The organism is Agathobaculum sp. NTUH-O15-33 (assembly GCF_033193315.1).
GTDB lineage: Bacteria > Bacillota > Clostridia > Oscillospirales > Butyricicoccaceae > Agathobaculum > Agathobaculum faecihominis_A.
The window spans coordinates 3,970,759-3,991,770 of record NZ_CP136187.1; the positions used below are offsets into that span (position 1 = coordinate 3,970,759).

Consider the following 21,012-nt stretch of genomic DNA (forward strand, 5'->3'; position numbering starts at 1 on the left):
TGGATTGAAAATGCTTTTGAAATATGTTAGTGTTAGATCGTTAGTTAATTAACAATTAAACCGATGGACCGAACGACTGAATAGGAGCGTAAAAGTATGGCGAGATTTACATTACCGAGAGACCTGTATCACGGCAAAGACGCGCTGGAAGCGCTGAAGACGCTTTCCGGCAAAAAGGCGATCGTCGTAGTGGGCGGCGGCTCTATGAAGCGCTTTGGATTTCTGCAAAAGGTAGAGGATTACTTAAAAGAAGCCGGTATGGAAGTAAAGCTGTTTGAGGGCGTGGAGCCCGATCCTTCCGTGGAAACCGTGATGAAGGGCGCGGCCGCGATGCGCGCGTTCGAGCCGGATTGGATCGTTTCCATCGGCGGCGGCTCTCCGATCGACGCGGCCAAGGCCATGTGGGCGTTTTACGAGTATCCGGACGTAACGTTCGAGGATCTTTGCATCCCCTTCAACTTCCCGACGCTTCGCACCAAGGCAAAGTTCTGCGCGATCTCGTCCACCTCCGGCACAGCGACCGAGGTGACCGCGTTCTCCGTCATCACCGATTATCAGAAGGGCATCAAGTACCCGCTGGCCGACTTTAATATCACGCCCGACGTTGCCATCGTCGATCCCTCGCTGGCCGAGACCATGCCCAAAAAGCTGACCGCGCACACCGGCATGGACGCAATGACGCACGCGATCGAAGCCTATGTATCCACGCTGCACTGTGATTTTACCGATCCGCTGGCGCTGCACGCCATCGAAATGGTGAGCGACGATCTGATCGCCTCCTTTAACGGCGATATGGAAGCCAGAGACCGTATGCATAACGCACAGTGCTTGGCCGGTATGGCGTTCTCCAACGCGCTGCTCGGCATTGTGCATTCAATGGCGCACAAGACCGGCGCGGCCTACTCGGGCGGCCATATCGTGCACGGCTGCGCGAACGCGATGTACCTGCCCAAGGTGATCAAGTTCAACGCCAAGGAGCCCGCCGCGGCCGAGCGCTTTGCGAAGATCGCAAAGTTTTTAGGCCTTGCCGGTGGTTCGACGGATGAACTGGTGGACGCGCTGATCGCGCACCTGAAAAAGATGAATCAGGCGCTTGAAATTCCGTCCTGCATCCGCGATTATGAGGGCGGCATCATCGACGAGAAGGAATTTCTCGACAAGCTGCCCACCGTGGCGCAGCTCGCCGTGGACGATGCGTGCACCGGTTCCAACCCGCGCGGCATCGATGCGGAGCAGATGGCAAAGCTGCTCAAGTGCTGCTTCTACGATGAAGAAGTAGACTTCTAAAGTTCAATAAATAGCCAAAGCGCTCCTCAAGTTTTTTGAGGAGCGCTTTTTGGCAAACGGTTGGCGCGCACGAAGCAATATGTTAGAATGGGCTTAGGAAAAAAACCAAAGGAGAAGCTTTGATGAAAAAACGCTGTGTATTGGTAATGGCCTTAGGGCTGCTGCTCCTTTGCGCGGGCTGCACCAAGGAACAAAAGCAGAAAAGTGATGTGTTGACGCTGGACCGGGTGACCGAACTGGCTGAAAAGGGAAGCAACCTTTCGTGGGACGATTTCGCGGCATATGAAAGCGAAGAGATTGGCAGCGGGCTTTACATCCTGCATTATGCGATCGATGATGATTTCTACTTGCTGATCGGCGGCGGCAGTCAAACAGAGGCGCCCATGTACATTCGTTTGGTGCGTACGAGCGATAATGAAAGCTACATCGATATCCGAACGGATGACGTGCAGGCATTTCTCAATGAAGCATAACGCCAAAAGGGGCTGTAAAAAACTGTTGCAAAATAGAAGAGTACCCAAATGTCATTCTGAACGAAGTGAAGAATCTCGCGCGAACGCGCGGAATTACGCTGGGAACGCGCGTTCGCGCGAGATTCGCACTCATTAAAATGCCGCTAAGCGGCAGATTAAGGATAGCAGACTACGGTCTCGTCGCTTCGCTTCTCAGAATGACAAAATTGGTAGCATTCTTCGCTTTGCAACAGTTTTCTATTCATTTGTGAGAACTTATTTTACAGCCCCTTTTGTGTTTGACGACATAAAATTTAGCAGTTGACCGGCTTTGTATAGTCAGCGGCATGGCCGGATCTTTGCGCGGCCACCCCTTCGGGCGTATGGTTGTTCAGGTGGCGCACGATATACACGGAAAGCGCCGCCGCGGCGATAAAGGAAACGATATCCGCCACCGGCGCGGAGTAGAGCGTGCCATAAACGCCGAAAACGCGCGGCAGCAACAGCACGAGGGGCACACTTAAAACAAAATCGCGCAGCAGGGAAAGGCCCATGGACAGCAGCGGCTTGCCCAGCGATTGCAGAAAGATGCTGATCGATTTTTGAATGCAGCACAGAACGATGGTGCACAGGTAAACGCGGAACGCCAGCACGGCGAATTCGTTATACAATCCATCCTCGCTGCCGAAAATGCCGATGATCTGCATCGGGAAGCATTCAAAACACAGCATGGCGACCGCGCCGACAATGATCTCGGCCGCCAGCATGGTGCGGAACAACTGCTTGACGCGCTTGCCGTAGCCCGCGCCGTAGTTATAGCCCACGATCGGCTGGCAACCCGCCGCGATGCCGACCACGATGGCGATCACGATTTGGAAGATCTTCATCACAATACCTACCACGGTGAGCGGGATATCCGCGCCGTACTTGGACTGCGCGCCGTAAATGACCAGCATGTTGTTCATCGCCGCCATGATTATGACAATGGAAATCTGCGTGAGCAGACTGCTGATGCCGAGGGGCAGGAAATGCCCCATCATACGGCCGGAGGGACGGAAGCTGGATCTTTTCAGCCGGAACGCCTTGGTGTGGCGCAAATAGTAGACCGCCAGCAACGCGGAAACGATCTGCCCCGCGACCGTGGCAAGCGCCGCGCCCCGCATGCCCCAATGCAATACGAAAATAGCGATCGGGTCCAAAACGACGTTGATTAAACAGCCCGCCAACGTGGACAGCATGGCAAAGCGCGGGCTGCCATCCGAACGGATGAGCGAGTTCATGGCATTGCCGAACATGAAAAAGGGAATGCCGATTAAAATATAATCGTAGTACTCGCTTGCATAGGCAAGATTGTTTTCTGTGGCGCCGAAGCTTTGCAGCACGCCCTGCTTGCAAACAGCCAGCAACACCGTGAGCAGCACACTGGCCGCGACGATAACGACCACCGCGTTGCCCGCGCATTTATGCGCGCCCTCCGCGTCCTGCCTGCCTTGGCAGATGCTGAGAAAGGCCGCGCAGCCGTCGCCCACCAGCAGGGCAAGCGCCAGCGCGATGACCGTGACCGGGAAAACGACGTTGGTAGCGCCGTTGCCCAGATAGCCCACGCCCCAGCCGATGAAGATCTGATCGACGATGTTGTAAAGCGACGAGACCAGCAGCGACAGAATGCAGGGAATGGAAAACCGAAGCATCAGCTTGCCGATCCGTTCGGTTGCCAAATAGCCATTGGTATTTTGATTCATTTGTACCTCCTAAAAGTGCCGGGCATAGCGCCCGGGCGATATCCTCTCTTCTATATTTTACCGCGCTTTTTCTTGCAAGGGAAATTCAAATGCGTTATCATTAATAAAGAAAATGAATTAATAACAGGAGGGCCGACAATGAATACCGTTCAGTTGGAATGCTTTTTGGCCGTGGCCGAGCATTTGAATTTTGCGCGCGCCGCGGAAGCGCTGCATATCACACAGCCTGCTGTGACGCACCAGATCCGTTCGCTGGAAAGCGAGCTGGGAGCCGAACTGTTTCACCGCACGACCCGCAGCGTCGAACTGACGGAAGAGGGGTATCTGTTCATTGGCGACGCCAGAAGCATACTGGGCATATCGCAGGCGGCGAGAATGCGGCTGAGGCACCGGTCCGAAAAAGAGACGCTGCCCTTTATCCTCGGTTGCCGTACGCCGGGGGAAACGCGGTTTTTACCCGCGGTATTGCGGCGGCTGATGCGGGCGTATCCCAACCTGCACCCGGTATTGAAAAATGATCCCGTATCGGTCATGCGCAGCCATTTGGAGGACGGTTCGGTGGATGCGGTGCTGGGCTGGAAGGAAAAGAACGCCGCGTGCCGTTTTAGCGAATTAGCCCGCACCGAAGCGGCGCTGGTCGTATCGCCGGAGCACCCGCTCGCGGAACGTGCGCAAGCCACGTTTGCGGATATCCATGAAGGCTGCGTGATCCTGTTCGATCCCCGCCGCAATCCGCAGGCCATGTCCGCTTTGCAGCACGAAGCCGCCGGGGCGCGCCCCGCTTCGCAGGTGTATTTTTGCGAGGATAATGAGTGCGCTATGACATTGGTAAAGGCGGGCGTTGGATGCACGCTCCTGCCCGATCTGCCGCAGCTGCGCGATCCCGCGCTGCGCTATATTCCGTTTGAAAAGAAAAACCCGGTATCCTTTGGTGTATATTACAAAAGTTTGGGACAGCACCCGGCGCTTAAAACGTTTATCGAACTCGCCCGCGAAGCGCTCGCGCCGGGCGCTGTGAAATAATATAAAAATCCGTCGGTGTAGTTGTTACATCGACGGATTTTTTTTGTTTTTTATTTAAAATAACCGTAATCTTCTGTATGTTGTCCAGTTTCCAGTAAAGTGACATTTTTATAGGCCTCTAAACTTATCTGCAGACGATAACTATACCCATGAGCTACAGGCCATGTTTTGGTCGTAATACGTGTTGAACGAGCATCAGCCTCAGTTGACCAAGTTTTCAAAGTAACCCATGAACCGTTTTTTAATTGTTGTAACGATGCATAAAGCTTAACGTTATCCACCCCTATGGTTGCAGCACTTCCGTCGGCCGATACGCTTGCTGTTCCGCCAGATGATATATCGATAGAACCACCTACACTAGTCACATAGTTCCAATAAGGAACTATCTTATTTGCCGCAGCATAACTCATTGCCGTAGCAAATACCAAAATGGCAACTACCAATATCTTGTTCTTTTTTTTCATTTTAAAACCTCCCTAATTTATTCTATTAAAATAAACGAAATATAGGAAGGAAAAATTACAATGTATTAAGAGAAATCTATACTTTCTAAGATTTTGACTGCTTCATCTTTGGATATATATCCAGTTAAATGATACATATGTTCATTAATACCCCAAGTAATCGCAATACGATTATCCTTTTCAGTAATTAATGCCGGTGTTCCTTGTATTGTAAACTCTTGGACATATGCATTTTCAGTATCTATGGAAGCATTTGACTGTTGTAATTTAAATTGCAATATATAAAACTGTCCTTCATCATTGACATATTCAATATCAATTCCATCATTTTTATACTCTTGCACTGATGAAACAGCAAATCCGTTTGGTACATAGGTAGGGAGATAATGATTAAATTCATTTGATATAGATGGCACAGACTTTTGTACTTCAACTTTAGAATGAGTATCATCTAATTGCAAGAAAAATGAGAGGAAAGAGATACGGAATGCATCTACATTGGCGATAGTGACTCCTCCAATTGTTATAAGTATTACCAAGCATACTGTGAGCCGCTTAAATACACTTCTATGTTTAACCCACCAAATTCTGCGTTGCTCGCTATGAATTAATCGTTTCATCTGCTTTTCAAACTTTAAAGAAAAAACATGTGGCTTTATGTTATTCGCCCGCAGTTCTTCTTCTGTTTTTAATTCACAATTCTCGTCCAATTCCACATATTCGTCTAATGCAATTTCAATTAACTTGTCAAAACTATCTTTATCAGACATCGCCGCATGCGCTCCCTTCTTCCAGTAATTTCAATAGCTTGGCTTTTGCACGAGCAAGATGTTGGTTTACTGTATTTGCTGGAATGCCAAGCAAGTTACCGGTCTCCTCTGCGGTATGCTGATATAGGCAACGTAATTTGATCACGTCGCGGTACTTGGGGGGCAATTTATCTATCGCATTTACTATTTCTAAATACCCAAGTTTTCCAAGCACTATATCTTCGACAGTTACAACTTCTGAAACTGCTTCCACAAAGTCTATTGGAATCGCTTCTTGATGGCGACGGCGGTAAACATCTATAGCTGTATTCCTCACTATAATAACGAGATAATCACGCCTTTTGTTACAAGATAGTTGCGATATCATTTTTATATTTTTTGCTACTTTTATAAAAGTCTCAGCTACTACATCCTCAGAAAGTTGTACATCATGCAAAATGCCATATGCAATTTGAAAGAGTCCTGCTCGAAATTGTTTATAAATCTGTTCAAATACACTAATATCATGTGCATCCTCTACTAAAGCATATAAATACAGCATGACCCCCTCCTTTAAACCATTAAATTATAGCATAATTTGATATGCTATGCCAAGCCAAAAACATATTTTGGAGATTAAGCCTACTAATAATTGTGAAGTTACCTTTTTAATGAACGGAACGTTAATGTGTGTATAAATATTACAGTTTTATTTAACAAACGTTTTCGCACAAGTTCTTATATTTCAGCAATATACCATCTTGTTGGAATATGCTATTATTCTCCTATAAAAACTTTATTTGAGAGGGGATGTTAACTTTATTTGCATATGATAAGGAACTAGATATATGGCTGTTTCAACAGCAGAAAGAGAGGTTACGCAATGAAAAAATCAATTGCAGTATTAATGTGTTTTATAATGCTATTTACTTCAGCAGGTGCTAGCCAAATATCCTGTGGATATTTGGGTATTACAGAATATACAAATATGGATAACGTACTTCTGGACGGCATTATGTGGTAAATTTGAATTATGAATTGGTTTATGCTTTTGATATTGTAAGCGCTTTTATTGATAAGGATTCGTCAGCTACTAAGAGCCGATTTGGTTCGCGAGCAAACAGCAACACTGCTCAAACTTTATTTGCATGGTCTGGACATGGCTATACTGGCCCTGATGGAGGACCAGTTCTTTATGATGGAGTGTATAAAAAAACTGATTGCAAGTTTAAGCATCTATATGTTGTGATGCATACATGCAACTGGCTAACCAATGGAGGCAGTACAGAAAACCAAAGGGCAATCTACAATACATTTAACGGATGCCGATTGCAAATGGGTTTTGGGAGTCAAATGTATCTAGATTCTCGTGAAGCTGTAGCGTTTGTTGATAGGCTAAAAACACAAACTGTTGGCAGTGCTTATGTCAACGCAGCAAGAATTTATCAAGTTCAAAAAGTAAATGGCGATTCTATTGTTAAAGTTGCTGGCTATAAAGATGCTCGCATGGATTATCTAAATAGTGGTAAGTCGGCAGCTCCGGCATACAGCAGTTCAAGTGCGTCTTCATTTGTAGAGCATTTTAACGTAACGATCCCAGCTACTGGGGAGGTGGTTTAATCATGATGAAAACAACTAAATTTCGCGGTAAATTGTTGGTTTTAACATTATTTATTTTGGTTGCTGGCATTATGATATCTGTTTTTAGCGTTCAAAGGTTGAAGCAGACAGATACGGGTTTTCCCAAGCTTCAGTTACCCAAAGCCGCAAATCAAATTGAGGTCAAAGACCTTTTAAATTTGGATTCGCTAAAAATAGAACCTGATGAAACCGCGCCTGTATATAAGCTGAAAACAGTTAACGCCGTTCAGGAGCAGGAAAAAATAAAAAAGGCACTTAATATAAGAAGTGATGCGGTTTTTGGTACATTATCTGATCCGGCAAGCATTTCTCAAACACAGTATATCGGGTATGATGATTTGAGCGGACGTTGGTTTTATCAAACCGATATGGCGTTTGACACAGCAGAAAACGTACCAGACAAGCAGGAGTCCATTCGGATCGCAAATGCTTTTATTGAAAACAATAAATTATATCCTATGGACTCATTAGGCGAGCCAATCGCCGTTGCTGATCAGAGTGGTGATGGTATTTTTGAACCGCAAACAACCCTACGTTGGAATATTTTTTATTATCCAACTGTAGAAGGAAAGCCCGTATACGGTGTTTTTCGGATTTGCATTGCCGTAGGAGCTAACGGAGAGATTGTTGGAGTTGAAAAACTAGCAAATGAATATGAAAAGGTAGCGGACGTTCCACTCATAACGGTGCAGCAAGTAAGTGAAGAAGTTGCGGCTGACCGATTCATGTATATTGGAGAAGACGATCTGGAGCAAAGTACCTTATCAGAAGTCCAAATATCTTTGTATGCGGACGTAGAAAGTGAATTTGTTCAACCGGTATATGAAATTGCAAGTAACGATGGGTCGGCACGTATTCTAATTGATGCGCAGTATCGTAGTCGAGAGGAAGACTCAATTCATCAAAATCGTTTTTCTCTTGAAAACGATAAGTAAATTTATATCTAACAGGCCAGTATTTAAAACAAATAAAAAACCGATGTCTTTTGGGTTTATATAACCAAAAGACATCGGTTTTGCGTTTTTTCACAATTAATACAGCTAGGGCCGGTCCCTATGATGTACTGCCCCCAAAATGAATGCCGGATTATACATGTGGTGGAGTGGGTCTTATCTCTATGGGACACCGCATTATTCTTCCTTCTCCCGGAACGCGAAAAAACGCTGGCCGAGGTAGTTGAAGCCGGTGAACAGGCACATGCCCACGAACATGGAAACATTATCGCGCACGGCGGTGCCGGTCCCGGCGAGCAGGTACAGGGTAAGCGGCTTGGCAATGCCATAGGCGAGCACATAGCAGACCGCGATATTGAGCGCAAAGCGCACAACCTGAGACACGCTGTTTTCCCGGTTGCCAAAGGTAAAATACTTATTGAGGAAAAAGCTTAAAATACTGGTTAGGATATAATTGGCGGCGGAAGAGACCCAGTAGGAGCAGTGCGCCAGATTATAAAGCCCAAACATGATTGCCGTGCCGACCAGCGTATTGACCACGCCGACGAGCAGGAATTTCAAAAGCTTTTTGTCGATCAGTTTGTTCATTTCACGCCCTCTTCTGTTTCACGCACCAGATAGACCGGACGCTTCTTGGTTTCCAAATAGGTTTTTGCCAGATATTGTCCCAGAATGCCCATGCAGAAAAGCTGAATGCCGCCCAAAAACAGGATGATGCAAATCATGCTGGGCCAGCCGCCCACCGGGTCGCCCCAAAGCATCGTGCGGATGACGATGAACACAATGAGCACGAACGCGATCAAGCACATCAGAAAGCCCGCGACCGAGGCAATGGCCAACGGAGCGGTGGAAAAAGCGATGATCCCTTCCAGCGAATAAAGAAACAGCTTCCAGAACGACCACTTGGTTTCGCCCGCCACACGTTCGACATTGACAAAGGGGATCCACTTGGTTTTAAAACCCACCCAGCCGAATATTCCCTTGGAAAAGCGGTTGTATTCGCGCATGGAGAGGATCGCGTCCACCACGGTGCGGCGCATCATCCGGTAATCGCGCGCACCGTCCACAATGTCCGCGTCAGAGATCTTATTGATGAGCTTATAAAACCGACGCGCGAAAAACGAGCGGATAGGCGGCTCGCCCTTGCGGGTGGTGCGCCGGGTGGCGGCGCAGTCGTACCCTTCCTCGCGCACCGCTTTTAGCAGGGCGGGCAGCAGGGCGGGCGGGTCTTGCAGATCGGCGTCCATCAGGGCGACATAGTCGCCCTTTGCCGCTTCCAAACCGGCCAGCATGCCCGCTTCCTTGCCGAAGTTGCGTGAAAAAGAAACGAAGCGCACGCGCGAATCCTGCGCCGCGAGCGCACGAAGGATGGATAGGGTATCGTCCTTCGAGCCGTCGTCGATAAAGACGAATTCAAAATCAGCCTCGCTCATATCATGGGTGACGCGGCTGGTTTCCTGATAAAAAAGCGGCAGCGCGTCCTGCTCGTTATAACAGGGGACGACAAGCGAGATCAAGGGCTTTTTTTCATCCATGTTTTTTCACACCTTTCATGAGTGCGTCCAGACCGCCCGCCGCCGCGAGGAAGAGAAACAACTGCGGCAGATACGCGTAGCGCGGCTGGATCTCGACCAGCAACAGCGCCGAAAACGCGGCGAAAACGATAAAATAGGGTAAAAGCTCGTCCGCCGAGCGCCGCCCCCGGCGCAGCAGACCGATAAGCGACAGGGTGAAGGCGAGATAAAACAGCGCCCGATCCGCCTGCCGGGTCAAGATCGCCGCCGGATACTGATACCATGTGAGCTGCGGCTGGGTGAGAAACGGCCCAAGCATCCAAACCAGACCGTCGCCTACCCAAAGGCGATTGATCTTATGATAGACAAGCTTGATCAGCGTTTTGGGCGAAGCGGTGAGCCGGTCGTAGATCAACTGCTTTTCAAGCCGCTCGGTTTCCTCGGTGGGTGCGCCTTCCTGCATCGTGCCTTCGAGCAGGGCCCAGTCGCTGTCGGAATAGGCGCCGTCTGTTTCCGGGTTGAGACCCGTTACCACCTTCCATAGGGGATTGCCGTTGTGCAGGCCATTGCGGTTGAGCCCGCTTTCACGGATCGCGGCGTCAGCCGCCGCGTGCGCCGCGCCATAAACGGCCAGCAGCGCGAGCATGCCGCAAAGGATTTGTTTGGTCAGTTCCGCACGGTTTCGCGTGAGCAGCCGAAACACCGCCCAAGCAAGCACCGCGACAAGCAGGATCATGCCTTCCGGCCGGAGCAGATTGCCGCATTGCAGCGCGAGCCCGGCGAGCGGGTAGCGCCAAAAGCCAAGGCGCGTGCAGTCCCGCCCGGTCAGCAGCCAAGCGGCAAGCACAAGGAAAAAGGCGGATGCGATTTGGTTGCTCAGTACGGTGGGCAGCAGCAGCGCGCCGGGAAACAGCGTGAGCAGCAGGGCCGCCGCGCGCGCCGCTTCCGCGCGCACCCGATCGAGCGCCAGCCGGTAGAGGAATACCACGGTACCGGCGGAAAGCACACAGTTGACCAGCTTGATACACATTGGATCGTTCCACAGGCGCAGAAAAAGGGACTGCCACGCGACAAAGCCGCTTTGATACGCCCACATGGAGAAATACGGCTGGGTCTGGAACGAAAAATCGCCCGCCGCCGCCTGCGATGCGGCGGCGTAGAGCGCTGAAAAATCCGATTCGATCGGCGGGCGCAGCAGCAGCACGATGCAAACGCGAAGCAGAACGCCGCCGCCAAGCAAAAACAGCGTAAAATGCGGGATCTCCCATTTGCGGCAGGCATAGAAAAGCCCAACAGCCGCCGCCAACGCGAGCACCGCGCCGTTTTGCAGAATAATGGACGCCGCCGCCAGCGTAAACAGCACGAGAAATAGCCGCCTTAGCGTTTTTTCTGTCTTTTCCATGCGGCCCGCCTCCCCTCCATCGGCCTGATAGTCAATATATTCTAGCATAGTATTCTGGTAAAGTAAAGCCGGGCAAAGTCCTTAAAAGGGCGCTGCATGTGTCACCATTGTTACACTTTTTGCAATTCTATTGTAGCCGGACGGGCGAAAGGATATAATTTTGATATACATACAAGATATACAATATTGACCCAAGGATGGATACGGAAATGTTGAAGAAATTAATTGCCGCCTGCGCGGCAATGCTGACGATGGTCGTTTGCGCATCGGCCGCGGGGTCGGTCTTTCCCGCCGCCCGCACGGATATGGACGGCGTTACGCGTTACGGCTATCTGGACGAAGCCGGGCAAACGGTGCTGCCCTTTGCCTACAACGCGGCGGGGGATTTCGCGGAATGCGGCCTAGCCGCCGTAGAGGACAACAAATGGCAGACCGCGCTGATCGACCGCACGGGCCGTCTGGTCGTGCCCTACACCGCGTCGCCGGTATCGGTGGAGTTTTCGGCGGACGCCGCCGCCTACCGTTATAGCGACCGCAGCGTCTATTACACCGTAGAGGGCAAGGAGATCGGCACCTATGTCGGCGCGGAGGGCTTCTTTGCCGACGGTCTTTTAAAATGCAAGAGCCCGGCTTCCGGCCTTTACCGTTATGTGAAGGAAGATGGGGAAGAAGCGTTTGAGGGCGCTTACAAGAAGGCGGGCGTCTTTTCAGAGGGCCGCGCGCTGGTGCAAACAGAGGACAACGCCTATATCGTGATCGACACGACCGGCGCGGAGATCGCCCGCCTGCCCGCCGAGATCACGCCGACCTATATGTCGATCTACGGAACCGATACGATCGTGGTATCCGGCGGCACAACATACGCGCTCTACTCGCTTTCCAAAGGATATTTGACCGATTTCCTGTACGCTGAAATTTCCGAATTTCACGAGGGCGCGGCCATGGTGCGCCAGATCAACCGCTGGGGCATGATCGACGTGAACGGCAAGCTCAAGACCGAGCCCACCTATTACTACCTATCCTATATGGGCGAGGGCCTGTACGCCGCCCGCAGTCAGGACGGCTCCGCCGCCGCGGTGGACGCGGACGGCAATGTGGCGTACCGCACCGCGTCCTATGTGGGCGGGTTCAAGGAACTGCGCTACGGCTTATCGTGGCACGGTATGGCGGATGGCGGCCTGATATTCTTCCGTAAAAGCGGCGGCTACTTTGCAAGCCTGAAAAACGCGGAGGACCCGCTTTTGCTTTCCGACAAGGTCGTCCGCGTAACGCAGGACGGCGAAGTGCGCTACATCAATTTGGAGACCGAGCAAGTGCTGTTCACCCCGCCCACCTCGTTTGAACTGGGGCAGGGTTTGGTGGCCAAGACCGTGCACTATGAGAAATTCATGGGCTATCAGGCGGACGGCAGCGAGCACGGCTGGAATGTTTCCTTCCCGGAAATAGACGGCCTGCCCGATGCGGCTATGCAGAAAAAGATTAACACCGCCATACGCGATTTCTTCCTCAAGGGCCCTTCGGTGACGGCGGAATATGACGCGCTGGAAGGCACCTACGGCGTTTCGCTGGAAGGAACCGTGCTGGTCGTTTCGGCCAACTGTGTCAGCGGCAAGGGCGAAGGCTCCTCGATCTGGAACAACTCCCTTGCGTTTGACCTGAACACCGGCGGGCAGTACAAAATTTCCGACTTGCTGATCGGCGATTATAGCGACATGGTGCGCGATCTGCTGCCGGATGATCACCCGATCTACCTATACAGCTATCCGCGAATGAGCGCCAAGGGCGTGACTTACTATTATAATGAATACCAAAGCGACACGCGCCGCGCTTACACGGAAACCTACTTGCTTACCTTTGAACAGCTGGCGGATGTGGTCGACCGCGAGGGCGAATGCTGGGTGGCCCTGCAAACGCCTTACCGCCGGCCGGATCAGCCGCGCTTCTCCGACGTGCCAAAGACTCACTGGGCATCCGCTGTTGTGGACGAGGTGGTGGACCGCGGCCTGATGCAGGGCGCGAACGGAACGTTCAAGCCGGATCAGCCGCTCACTTACGCGGAGATGTGCGCGACGGTCGTGCGGCTGGAGAAGCTGGAAACGCCGAAGGAACTGCTGCCCACGCTGAAAGCCGATGCGTGGTATGCGGACGAAGTGACCGCGGTATCGAACGCGGGCCTGCTTACCGGACTGGAAGAGGGCTTTACGCCGGACGCTTCGGTTACCCGGGCGGACGCGATGCAGATGTTTGCAAACCTGCTGCTCAAAAGAGAAATTAAGGCGCCCGAGGCGAACGAGGTCGATGCGATTCTCACGCCGTTTACGGACGCGGCCGACCTTTCCGCGGAGCGCCGCGCGGCTGCCGCGCTCTGTGTCCGGGAAGAGCTGATCGCGGGCTCCGGCGGCAAGCTGACGCCGAACGCCGTGCTCACCCGCGCCGAGTTCGCCAAGCTGTTGCTGGGGACCGCGGATAAAGGGCAAACCACTGAATAAGCACAAATCACTTTTCACTACAATGCCGGAGCCGCTGAAGCTTAACGTTTCAGCGGCTTCGGTATTTATTCTTGCGGATCGGTTAGGGTATCCGCGCGTTCCTCTATGTATTGCAGCGCGGCGCGGTAGAGCGCGAGCAAGGCGACCGAGAGCAGAACGCCCGCCGCAATATCGGTAAACCAGTGCACGCCGGACAGCAGCCTGCCCACGACCGTTATGACGATCACCAACGCGGAAACGGTCTCCGCGGCCAAGAGCCATCCTTTCCTGTTGCGCAGAACATGCTGAAATTGCAGCATGGCCGCGCCCATCAAACAAACGACGACCATGGTGTGGGAGGATGGATAAGAAGCCTCAAGCGCTTGCGACAGCAGGACCGGCCGGTAATTGACGACGCAAAGCTCAAAAAACACATAGAACGCCAGCACGGCAACATAAAACGCGCTGAGCAGCAAAATGCGGGGATCGACTTTTTTGATGCTTTTGCGCCGGATGAGCTGCGCCAGCCCGCATACCGCAAAGCCAAGCGCGGTGGCGATGGCCGCGATACCCAGATAGTCGGTCGCGTCATACCACAGTCGGTTCACACCGAAAAACGAAAACACGGCTTGGTTGACGGTGGCAAGCCCTACCGTGGACTGCTGCGGGCCGATCGGCTGCACGTCGACCGTGGCGACGATCACGGTAAATAGGGTGAAGCACAAAAATAGTACGCTGGCAAGGATGAAATATTTTGTATATCTCTTTTGCATAATGGATATTCCTTTCTTTTAGCGGCATGAAACGACTTGCAAGTACTGCTCCCATTATGGTGGCGCGGCAGGGGAAAAGGCAAGAAACGTGCCGTCACAATCCTCAAAAGGCCCTGACACGTTTTGTGTCAGGGCCTTTTGACAGGAATTCAGGATGATTTGATTTGGGTTTGCTTCCACAATATCCATGCCTTCGCGGCAAAAAACGCGAACAGCAGAAGGGTGACATAGGGCTCTCGGGTCGCGGCAAAAAGGCAGATGGCAACGGCGTGAAACGCGATGGAGCATTTGGCCGCGCGCCCCCGCCAAACGGGCCGCTCCCAATAGGCAAAGGCCAACTGCGCCAGCCCAAGGCCGATCAGGATCAAAAAGACGGCCCAATAAATGACCAGAAATGTGCCCGTGGTTCCGGCGAAGGAAAGCAGATTGACGGCGTAAATATAGCCGCCGTAAGGCTTGCCGTAGAGCGGCAGAAAAATAAAGCAAAGCGCCATTACGTCCAATATGCCGCGGATTAAGCCATATACTTTTTCAAGGTTCGATCGGTTTTCACAAACGGCAAGCGTGATCAGCTCGTCGCTCGAAAGCAGCTCGTCGATGGTAACGGAAAAGAGCTTGGAGATGCATTTGAGCGATTCGATATTCGGGTAGCCCTTTCCGCTTTCCCATTTGGAGACAGCCGTGCGGGATACATAGAGCTGTTCGGCGAGCTGTTCCTGCGTGAGGTTTCGCTGCTTTCTAAGCTGTTGCAGCTTTTCGTTAAACTCCATTGCAAAGGCGCCTCACGCGGATGTATGCCATAACAGCATATTGTTTTGGAACGAGGCGGCGAGCCGTCCGCTGTCCTTCAGCCACGCGAGGAAGGAGCGCACGGTGCTGCCCACGAGCGCGTACTGTTCAAAATTCATGGTGAGACCGTAGTGCGCAAACGCCTGCTGCAAAATTTCTTCAAAGCAGAGCGGCGTACCGCAGATCGATCGCAGCGTTTCGCCGATCTCCAGCACCTTGGCGCGGTTGTAGCGGACAAGTTCCCTGACATCGCTGGTCGCCTCCGCGTGGGCGGGCACGAATAGAGGGGCCTCCAGCGCTTCCACTTGGTCGAGCGTTTGCAGATAGGCGGCCACGTCGTAAATAAACGGGACGCCGTATTTGTCCAGCGTGTCGCGGCTGCTGATGCAGTCCGCCAGAAAGACCGTGCCGTCCGGCGTGCGAAAACCGACCATGTCAAAGAAATGACCGGGAAGGGGAAGGGTCTCGAAGCCCTGCGGCAGATGGGCTTCCGCAAGATCGGTCACGTCGCTTTCCTGTGCAAGCAGGAACTTATGGCGCAGCTCCTTGCAGGGAAAGCCGCCGTACAGAAAGGATGGTTCGAGAATGGGAAATCGTGTAAAGGCCGCTTCGATACCCGGCGCGTAAACGGTGCAATGCGTCTGCGCCTGCAAATAATGGTTGCCGCCGATGTGATCGGCATTGGAGTGTGTATTGAGTATGGCCTGCAAGCGCCAGCCCTGCCGTTCCATGATTTGGCGCACCTTGCGCCCGGCGTCCTTATCGCTGCCGCTGTCGATCAAATAGACCGCGTCCGGATCGGCCGCGTAAACGCCGATCTTGGCGGGGCAGTTGATATAGTAGCTATGCGCGCCGGCCTGTATCAGTTCATACATGGTTGCTTCCTCGCTTTCGATGGAGAGATAGGGATATTGTACACCCGGAACGGCGCTCTGTCGAGTGTGCACGCTTTTTCGCAAACAATTTACATTTAGTAATGGAAATACAAGATGTTATATTTTGTCCGAAAATGTGTGGGAATGTGAGATATAGCGCTGAAAATAGCAGATATACGTCGAAAAAGGCGAATCGTGCGGTCGATTTTTCTTTACATTATGGTATAAAATGGTAATCTATTACCAGAAGGAAATATAGGAGGGAATTACATGATGTCTGTTTTGACTTTAGTAACCGGCAAGGAAGACCGTACGCTCCGCCGTGTGCGCATCAGCGATATCGCACGCAACCCGAACCAACCGCGCAAATACTTTGATCCCGAAGCCATTGCACAGCTGGCCGAAAGCATCCGGCAGTATGGCGTACTTAATCCGCTCACCGTGCGGCGCGGACCCAACGGCGGCTATGAATTGGTGGCGGGGGAGCGCCGGTTGCGCGCGGCCCGTGTCGCGGGACTGAACGACGTGCCCTGCCTTGTCATTTCCGCGGATTCCAGGGACTCCTCGGCGATCGCGCTGGTGGAGAATTTGCAGCGGCGCGATTTGGACTTTTTTGAAGAGGCGAGCGGTTTTAAGCGTTTGATTGAGCAATATGGCTTGACACAGGAGGAGGCTGCCCGCAAGGTGGGCAAGACCCAATCCGCGGTGGCCAACAAGCTGCGGCTGCTGCGCTTGTCGCCGCAGAATGTAGAATTGATTCGCTCCGCAAGCTTGACCGAACGCCATGCCAGAAGCCTGCTGCGCTTGGAGAAGGAAGAGGATCGCATCAATGCGACCCATTATATTATTGAGCATGATTTGAACGTAAGCCGTACCGAGCAGTATATCGATCATCTGCTGACAGAGGAGACCGAAGTGCCGGCGGGGAGCGAAAAGAAAATTGTTCGACTGATTAAGGATGTGCGGTTTTTCCTGAATACCGTGAACCGGGCCATTGGCGTGATGGTTGATTCCGGCGTGGGCGCTACGGTGGATCAGCAGGAAACGGACGATGGTTTGACGCTGACAATTAATATCCCCAACGCGCGAAGCTGAGGAATGGACACCCCTTCAATGTTTCACGTGAAACAAACTTTTTCGTTTGTTTCACGTGAAACATTTTCTTTTTGTCCCAAACTTCTTTGCATTTATCAAACGGTATGCTATAATAAGTCTGGTAAATAAAACGCTTTCGTACGGAACCAAGACAGAAGCCCTTCAAAAGGGCAATTCTGTCGAGATAAAAGGAATACGAAAACGAAAGCTTAACAGAAAAGAAGGGAAGAATACATGGGGAAGATCATTGCGTTCGCCAATCAAAAGGGCGGCGTCGGCAAAACGACGACCGCGATCAATCTGGCGGCGGCGCTCAGCGACCGCGGCAAGCGTGTGCTGCTTTGCGATTTTGACCCGCAGGGCAACGCGACAAGCGGCTTCGGCATCGACCCGCGTGAGCTAAAGACTTCGATCTACGACCTAGTCGTCGCGGATGAGCCGGATGTAAAGAGCGCTATCGTTTCCACGAAGTGGGTCGACCTGATCGGCGCCAATGTCAATTTGGCCGGCGCGGAGCTGGACCTCATCGTGATGGAGAATCGTGAATTTCGCCTGAAAAACGTATTGCAGAAGGTGAGCGACCAGTACGACTATGTGTTTATCGACTGCCCGCCGTCGCTCGGTCTGCTTACGCTGAACTGCCTGTGCGCGTCGGACAGCTTTTTGGTACCGCTGCAGTGCGAATACTATGCGCTGGAGGGCCTGTCCCAGCTGATGACCACCGTGCGCATGGTTAAGAAAAATATGAACCCCGCGCTGACGCTGGAAGGCGTGCTGCTGACCATGTTTGATGGACGCACCAACCTTTCCATTCAGGTGGTGGAAGAGGTGAAAAAGCACTTCCCCGGCGAGGTGTTCAGCTCGGTCGTGCCGCGCAACGTGCGTCTCAGCGAGGCGCCCAGCCATGGAAAGCCCATTACCGATTACGACCGCTTCTGCCGCGGCGCCGAAGCCTATTTGGCCCTCGCGGATGAGATCCTGAAGAAAAACAAACGCGGAAAGGGGAAGTAACGCATGCCCACATCCAAAAAAGGGCTGGGCGGCGGCCTGTCCAATCTTTTCGGCGGCGATGTGGCCGATCTATCGGCCGCGGGCGCGGCCGATGGCGTATCGTCGATCGACCTGTCCAAAGTAGAGCCTAACCCGGGGCAGCCGCGCAAAAATTTTGACGCGGAAGCGCTGGAAGCGCTGGCGGAAAGCATTCGTCAGCACGGTGTGATCACGCCGATCACGGTACGGCATGGTATAAAAACCGGATATTACCAGATAATCGCGGGCGAGCGCCGGTGGCGCGCCGCCCGTTTGGCTGGGCTCAAAAAAATACCCGCCATGGTGATCGAAGCGGACGAGGGCAAGGTCATGGAGATGGCCTTGATCGAGAACCTGCAGCGGCAGGACCTGAATCCGATCGAAGAAGCCGAAGGCTATGATCTTTTGATGCGGGAATTCGGTCTGACGCAGGACGAAGTGTCCAAGCGCGTCGTTAAATCCCGTCCCGCCGTTGCAAACGCGCTGCGCCTGCTGGCGTTGCCGGACGAAGTGCGCGGCATGGTCGCGGCAGGCAAGCTTTCCGGCGGACACGCCCGGGCCGTGCTCGCCGTGGCGGATGAAGAGCAGCGCGGTGCGGCGGCCGAGCAGATGGTCGGCCTTTCGGTGCGGCAAGCCGAGGCGCTTGCCAAGCGGCTGAATAAGAAACCCGCACATAAGGAGCAAAAACAAGCCTTTTCCGTGGACTATGTGGCCGAAGTAGAAAAGGAACTGGAAAGCACGCTTGGCCGCAAGGTCACCATTGCGCAAGGCAAAACAAGCGGCACGCTCTCACTGGAATATTACGGGGCGGATGACCTCGAACGATTGCTCGACGCGCTGCGCGGGCTTCGTGTATAAGGGAGGTACGCATGGAAGACAATAAAACGCCGCAGGGCGAGGAAAACGAAGCACAGCTGCCTGTGGAGGGCGACGGACACGAAATGCAGCCGGAAAAAAAGCTAAGCCGCACAACGCTTACCTTTTATATCATCGGTCTGTTTTTGGTCGCCATCGCGCTGATCTTGGTCAGCTATATCTCACAGGTGCGCAGCAATAAACAGCTGCAAAACCTGAATACGCAGCTCAGCGATCAGCAAAAGGTGGCGCAGGGTGCAACCCAAAAAATGGAAGATTTGCAAAAGCAGCTCACAGCGCAGTCGGAGGAACTTTCCGCCGTGCGTAAGGCGCTCGGCATAGAGGGCACGGAGATCGATACCGCGAAGGCCGTACAGGCCCAGCAGCAAGCGCTGGACGCCGTTTATCAGCTGCTGCGCGCCGAGGACGCGCTGCGCGCGGGCGACCGCACGGCAGCAAAGGCCCAAATCGATAAGCTGACCGGCGTCTACGGGGCCGACCGGCTGGGCGCCACGGATGATCAGGCGCTGCTCAGCGCGGAAGGCGCCGCGATTTATAAAAAACTGACGCAGGAACTGGCTGAATAAAGAAACATCTGGAGGAGAAGAAAAACATGCTCGATATCAAATTTGTCCGCGCGAATCCGGACGCGGTAAAGGAAAACATCAAAAAGAAGTTTCAGGACGAAAAGCTCGTTCTGGTGGACGAGGTGCTGGAATTTGACGCCAAATACCGCGCGGCGCGCACCCGCGCCGACGAGCTGCGCAGCCAGCGCAACCAGAAATCCAAGCAGATCGGCATGCTGATGGGGCAGGGCAAGAAGGACGAAGCCGAGGCGGTCAAGGCCGAAGTCAAGGCCATGGCCGATGAGATGGAGCAGCTTTCCGAGGATGAGAAGACCTATCAGGAGGAAGTCCGCACCCGTATGATGGTCATTCCGAACATCATCGATCCCTCGGTGCCGATCGGCAAGGACGATTCCGAAAACGTAGAGATCCAAAAGTACGGCGACCCGGTCGTGCCGGACTACGAGATCCCGTACCACGTGGACATCATGGAAAAGCTCGCCGGTATCGATCTGGACGCGGCGCGCCGCACCTCGGGCAACGGCTTTTATTATTTGAAGGGCAACATCGCCCGCCTGCATTCGTCCATTCTAAGCTACGCGCGCGATTTCATGATCGACCGAGGCTTCACCTACTATATCCCGCCCTATATGATCCACGGCGACGTGGTCAAGGGCGTCATGTCCTTCAAGGAAATGGAGAACATGATGTACAAGATCGAGGGCGAGGACCTGTACCTGATCGGCACCTCCGAGCACTCGATGATCGGCAAGTTCATCGATACCATCAACGATGAAGACGATATGCCGCAGACGCTGACCAGCTATTCGCCCTGCTTCCGCAAGGAAGTCGGCGCGCACGGCATCGAGGAGCGCGGCGTTTACCGCATCCACCAGTTTGAAAAGCAGGAAATGGTCGTCGTCTGCAAGCCGGAGGAAAGCCCCCTGTGGTACGAGAAGCTGTGGCAGAACACGGTGGACTTTTTCCGCACGCTGGATGTTCCGGTGCGCACGCTGGAATGCTGCTCTGGCGATCTGGCCGATCTGAAGGTCAAGTCCTGCGACGTGGAGGCGTGGTCGCCGCGCCAGAAGAAGTATTTTGAAGTCGGCTCGTGCTCCAATTTGGGCGACGCGCAGGCGCGCCGTCTGGGCATCCGCATCCGCCCGAAAGAGGGCAAGGAGCTGTACTTTGCCCACACGCTCAATAACACCGTGGTCGCGCCGCCGCGCATGCTGATCGCCTTTTTGGAAAACAACCTGCGTCAGGACGGCTCGGTCGCGATCCCGAAGCCGTTGCAGCCTTACATGGGCGGCATGACAGAGATCAGATAAGGAG

The 21,012-nt window shown here is 52.8% G+C and carries 21 protein-coding genes; 11 read left to right on the forward strand and 10 right to left on the reverse strand.

Features of this window, described 5'->3' with window-relative positions; all coding sequences use genetic code 11:
* Positions 1-96: 96 nt before the first annotated feature.
* Together RWV98_RS19160 and RWV98_RS19165 are read left to right on the forward strand one after the other, a co-directional pair.
* Positions 97-1,287 (forward strand): iron-containing alcohol dehydrogenase, encoded by a 1,191-nt coding sequence (locus RWV98_RS19160; protein ID WP_317862886.1) that lies wholly within the window; start codon positions 97-99, stop codon positions 1,285-1,287.
* Between the two features lie 122 nt (positions 1,288-1,409).
* On the forward strand, positions 1,410-1,760 hold the full coding sequence (locus RWV98_RS19165; RefSeq protein ID WP_280962216.1) for a hypothetical protein: 351 nt from the start codon (positions 1,410-1,412) through the stop codon (positions 1,758-1,760).
* Between the two features lie 293 nt (positions 1,761-2,053).
* On the opposite strand, the gene RWV98_RS19170 is transcribed toward RWV98_RS19165, so the two are convergent.
* Entirely contained in the window at positions 2,054-3,481 is a 1,428-nt protein-coding gene (locus tag RWV98_RS19170) for an MATE family efflux transporter (RefSeq protein WP_280962217.1), read from the reverse strand.
* A 138-nt stretch (positions 3,482-3,619) separates the two neighbouring features.
* Here RWV98_RS19170 and RWV98_RS19175 point away from each other — a divergent pair, with 138 nt between their 5' ends.
* Entirely contained in the window at positions 3,620-4,504 is an 885-nt protein-coding gene (locus tag RWV98_RS19175; RefSeq protein ID WP_317862888.1) for a LysR family transcriptional regulator, read from the forward strand.
* 50 nt (positions 4,505-4,554) lie between these two features.
* Here RWV98_RS19175 and RWV98_RS19180 read toward each other — a convergent pair whose 3' ends face one another.
* The 3 genes from RWV98_RS19180 to RWV98_RS19190 form a co-directional block, all read right to left on the reverse strand.
* Complete coding sequence (locus RWV98_RS19180) at positions 4,555-4,968, reverse strand: hypothetical protein (protein ID WP_317862890.1); 414 nt, start codon at positions 4,966-4,968, stop codon at positions 4,555-4,557.
* Positions 4,969-5,033: 65 nt separating this feature from the next.
* Positions 5,034-5,738 (reverse strand): DUF4367 domain-containing protein, encoded by a 705-nt coding sequence (locus RWV98_RS19185; RefSeq protein WP_317862892.1) that lies wholly within the window; start codon positions 5,736-5,738, stop codon positions 5,034-5,036.
* Positions 5,731-6,279, reverse strand: a complete 549-nt coding sequence (locus RWV98_RS19190; protein WP_317862893.1) for an RNA polymerase sigma factor — start codon at positions 6,277-6,279, stop codon at positions 5,731-5,733. Before RWV98_RS19190 ends, RWV98_RS19185 begins: the two co-directional genes overlap by 8 nt.
* 455 nt (positions 6,280-6,734) lie before the next feature.
* Between RWV98_RS19190 and RWV98_RS19195 the strand changes: the two genes are divergently transcribed.
* Positions 6,735-7,337: a DUF6345 domain-containing protein gene (locus RWV98_RS19195; protein WP_317862895.1), complete on the forward strand. Its 603-nt coding sequence runs from the start codon at positions 6,735-6,737 to the stop codon at positions 7,335-7,337.
* Positions 7,338-7,339: 2 nt separating this feature from the next.
* Positions 7,340-8,293 carry a hypothetical protein gene (locus tag RWV98_RS19200; protein ID WP_317862897.1) on the forward strand — a complete coding sequence of 318 codons (954 nt, stop codon included), beginning with the start codon at positions 7,340-7,342 and terminating at the stop codon, positions 8,291-8,293.
* Positions 8,294-8,488: 195 nt separating this feature from the next.
* On the opposite strand, the gene RWV98_RS19205 is transcribed toward RWV98_RS19200, so the two are convergent.
* From RWV98_RS19205 to RWV98_RS19215, 3 genes are read right to left on the reverse strand one after another with little or no spacing between them, the layout of a single operon-like run.
* Positions 8,489-8,899, reverse strand: coding sequence for a GtrA family protein (locus tag RWV98_RS19205; RefSeq protein ID WP_317862899.1), 411 nt, complete (start codon positions 8,897-8,899; stop codon positions 8,489-8,491).
* Positions 8,896-9,846 carry a glycosyltransferase family 2 protein gene (locus tag RWV98_RS19210; RefSeq protein WP_280962225.1) on the reverse strand — a complete coding sequence of 317 codons (951 nt, stop codon included), beginning with the start codon at positions 9,844-9,846 and terminating at the stop codon, positions 8,896-8,898. The genes RWV98_RS19205 and RWV98_RS19210 overlap by 4 nt, the downstream gene beginning before the upstream one ends.
* Positions 9,839-11,227 (reverse strand): glycosyltransferase family 39 protein, encoded by a 1,389-nt coding sequence (locus tag RWV98_RS19215; RefSeq protein WP_317862901.1) that lies wholly within the window; start codon positions 11,225-11,227, stop codon positions 9,839-9,841. Before RWV98_RS19215 ends, RWV98_RS19210 begins: the two co-directional genes overlap by 8 nt.
* 209 nt (positions 11,228-11,436) lie before the next feature.
* Between RWV98_RS19215 and RWV98_RS19220 the strand changes: the two genes are divergently transcribed.
* Entirely contained in the window at positions 11,437-13,716 is a 2,280-nt protein-coding gene (locus RWV98_RS19220; protein ID WP_317862903.1) for an S-layer homology domain-containing protein, read from the forward strand.
* 65 nt (positions 13,717-13,781) lie between these two features.
* On the opposite strand, the gene RWV98_RS19225 is transcribed toward RWV98_RS19220, so the two are convergent.
* From RWV98_RS19225 to RWV98_RS19235, 3 genes are all read right to left on the reverse strand, one after another.
* The gene (locus RWV98_RS19225; RefSeq protein ID WP_317862905.1) at positions 13,782-14,468 is read right to left on the reverse strand and encodes a phosphatase PAP2 family protein; all 687 of its coding nucleotides are present in this window, start codon (positions 14,466-14,468) and stop codon (positions 13,782-13,784) included.
* Between the two features lie 149 nt (positions 14,469-14,617).
* On the reverse strand, positions 14,618-15,238 hold the full coding sequence (locus RWV98_RS19230; RefSeq protein ID WP_317862907.1) for a helix-turn-helix domain-containing protein: 621 nt from the start codon (positions 15,236-15,238) through the stop codon (positions 14,618-14,620).
* A gap of 12 nt (positions 15,239-15,250) precedes the next feature.
* Positions 15,251-16,132: an MBL fold metallo-hydrolase gene (locus RWV98_RS19235; protein ID WP_317862908.1), complete on the reverse strand. Its 882-nt coding sequence runs from the start codon at positions 16,130-16,132 to the stop codon at positions 15,251-15,253.
* 270 nt (positions 16,133-16,402) lie between these two features.
* Here RWV98_RS19235 and RWV98_RS19240 point away from each other — a divergent pair, with 270 nt between their 5' ends.
* The 5 genes from RWV98_RS19240 (at position 16,403) to serS (ending at position 21,008) form a co-directional block, all read left to right on the forward strand.
* The gene (locus RWV98_RS19240) at positions 16,403-17,227 is read left to right on the forward strand and encodes a ParB/RepB/Spo0J family partition protein (protein WP_317862909.1); all 825 of its coding nucleotides are present in this window, start codon (positions 16,403-16,405) and stop codon (positions 17,225-17,227) included.
* A 234-nt stretch (positions 17,228-17,461) separates the two neighbouring features.
* Positions 17,462-18,238 (forward strand): ParA family protein, encoded by a 777-nt coding sequence (locus RWV98_RS19245; RefSeq protein WP_280962232.1) that lies wholly within the window; start codon positions 17,462-17,464, stop codon positions 18,236-18,238.
* 3 nt (positions 18,239-18,241) lie between these two features.
* Entirely contained in the window at positions 18,242-19,114 is an 873-nt protein-coding gene (locus RWV98_RS19250; RefSeq protein WP_280962233.1) for a ParB/RepB/Spo0J family partition protein, read from the forward strand.
* A gap of 11 nt (positions 19,115-19,125) precedes the next feature.
* The gene (locus RWV98_RS19255) at positions 19,126-19,698 is read left to right on the forward strand and encodes a hypothetical protein (protein ID WP_317862912.1); all 573 of its coding nucleotides are present in this window, start codon (positions 19,126-19,128) and stop codon (positions 19,696-19,698) included.
* Positions 19,699-19,724: 26 nt separating this feature from the next.
* The gene (gene serS, locus RWV98_RS19260; RefSeq protein ID WP_280962235.1) at positions 19,725-21,008 is read left to right on the forward strand and encodes a serine--tRNA ligase; all 1,284 of its coding nucleotides are present in this window, start codon (positions 19,725-19,727) and stop codon (positions 21,006-21,008) included.
* Positions 21,009-21,012: the final 4 nt, after the last annotated feature.

Excerpts from the sequence above, each read along its gene's own strand:
- RWV98_RS19205 (WP_317862899.1), bottom strand. The coding sequence starts at position 8,899 with ATGAACAAACTGATCGACAAAAAGCTTTTGAAATTCCTGCTCGTCGGC.
- RWV98_RS19185 (WP_317862892.1), bottom strand. The coding sequence starts at position 5,738 with ATGTCTGATAAAGATAGTTTTGACAAGTTAATTGAAATTGCATTAGAC.
- RWV98_RS19175 (WP_317862888.1), top strand. The coding sequence starts at position 3,620 with ATGAATACCGTTCAGTTGGAATGCTTTTTGGCCGTGGCCGAGCATTTG.
- RWV98_RS19160 (WP_317862886.1), top strand. The coding sequence starts at position 97 with ATGGCGAGATTTACATTACCGAGAGACCTGTATCACGGCAAAGACGCG.
- RWV98_RS19200 (WP_317862897.1), top strand. The coding sequence starts at position 7,340 with ATGATGAAAACAACTAAATTTCGCGGTAAATTGTTGGTTTTAACATTA.
- RWV98_RS19230 (WP_317862907.1), bottom strand. The coding sequence starts at position 15,238 with ATGGAGTTTAACGAAAAGCTGCAACAGCTTAGAAAGCAGCGAAACCTC.
- RWV98_RS19170 (WP_280962217.1), bottom strand. The coding sequence starts at position 3,481 with ATGAATCAAAATACCAATGGCTATTTGGCAACCGAACGGATCGGCAAG.
- RWV98_RS19190 (WP_317862893.1), bottom strand. The coding sequence starts at position 6,279 with ATGCTGTATTTATATGCTTTAGTAGAGGATGCACATGATATTAGTGTA.
- RWV98_RS19215 (WP_317862901.1), bottom strand. The coding sequence starts at position 11,227 with ATGGAAAAGACAGAAAAAACGCTAAGGCGGCTATTTCTCGTGCTGTTT.
- serS (WP_280962235.1), top strand. The coding sequence starts at position 19,725 with ATGCTCGATATCAAATTTGTCCGCGCGAATCCGGACGCGGTAAAGGAA.
- RWV98_RS19250 (WP_280962233.1), top strand. The coding sequence starts at position 18,242 with ATGCCCACATCCAAAAAAGGGCTGGGCGGCGGCCTGTCCAATCTTTTC.
- RWV98_RS19220 (WP_317862903.1), top strand. The coding sequence starts at position 11,437 with ATGTTGAAGAAATTAATTGCCGCCTGCGCGGCAATGCTGACGATGGTC.
- RWV98_RS19235 (WP_317862908.1), bottom strand. The coding sequence starts at position 16,132 with ATGTATGAACTGATACAGGCCGGCGCGCATAGCTACTATATCAACTGC.
- RWV98_RS19180 (WP_317862890.1), bottom strand. The coding sequence starts at position 4,968 with ATGAAAAAAAAGAACAAGATATTGGTAGTTGCCATTTTGGTATTTGCT.
- RWV98_RS19240 (WP_317862909.1), top strand. The coding sequence starts at position 16,403 with ATGATGTCTGTTTTGACTTTAGTAACCGGCAAGGAAGACCGTACGCTC.
- RWV98_RS19165 (WP_280962216.1), top strand. The coding sequence starts at position 1,410 with ATGAAAAAACGCTGTGTATTGGTAATGGCCTTAGGGCTGCTGCTCCTT.
- RWV98_RS19210 (WP_280962225.1), bottom strand. The coding sequence starts at position 9,846 with ATGGATGAAAAAAAGCCCTTGATCTCGCTTGTCGTCCCCTGTTATAAC.
- RWV98_RS19225 (WP_317862905.1), bottom strand. The coding sequence starts at position 14,468 with ATGCAAAAGAGATATACAAAATATTTCATCCTTGCCAGCGTACTATTT.
- RWV98_RS19255 (WP_317862912.1), top strand. The coding sequence starts at position 19,126 with ATGGAAGACAATAAAACGCCGCAGGGCGAGGAAAACGAAGCACAGCTG.
- RWV98_RS19245 (WP_280962232.1), top strand. The coding sequence starts at position 17,462 with ATGGGGAAGATCATTGCGTTCGCCAATCAAAAGGGCGGCGTCGGCAAA.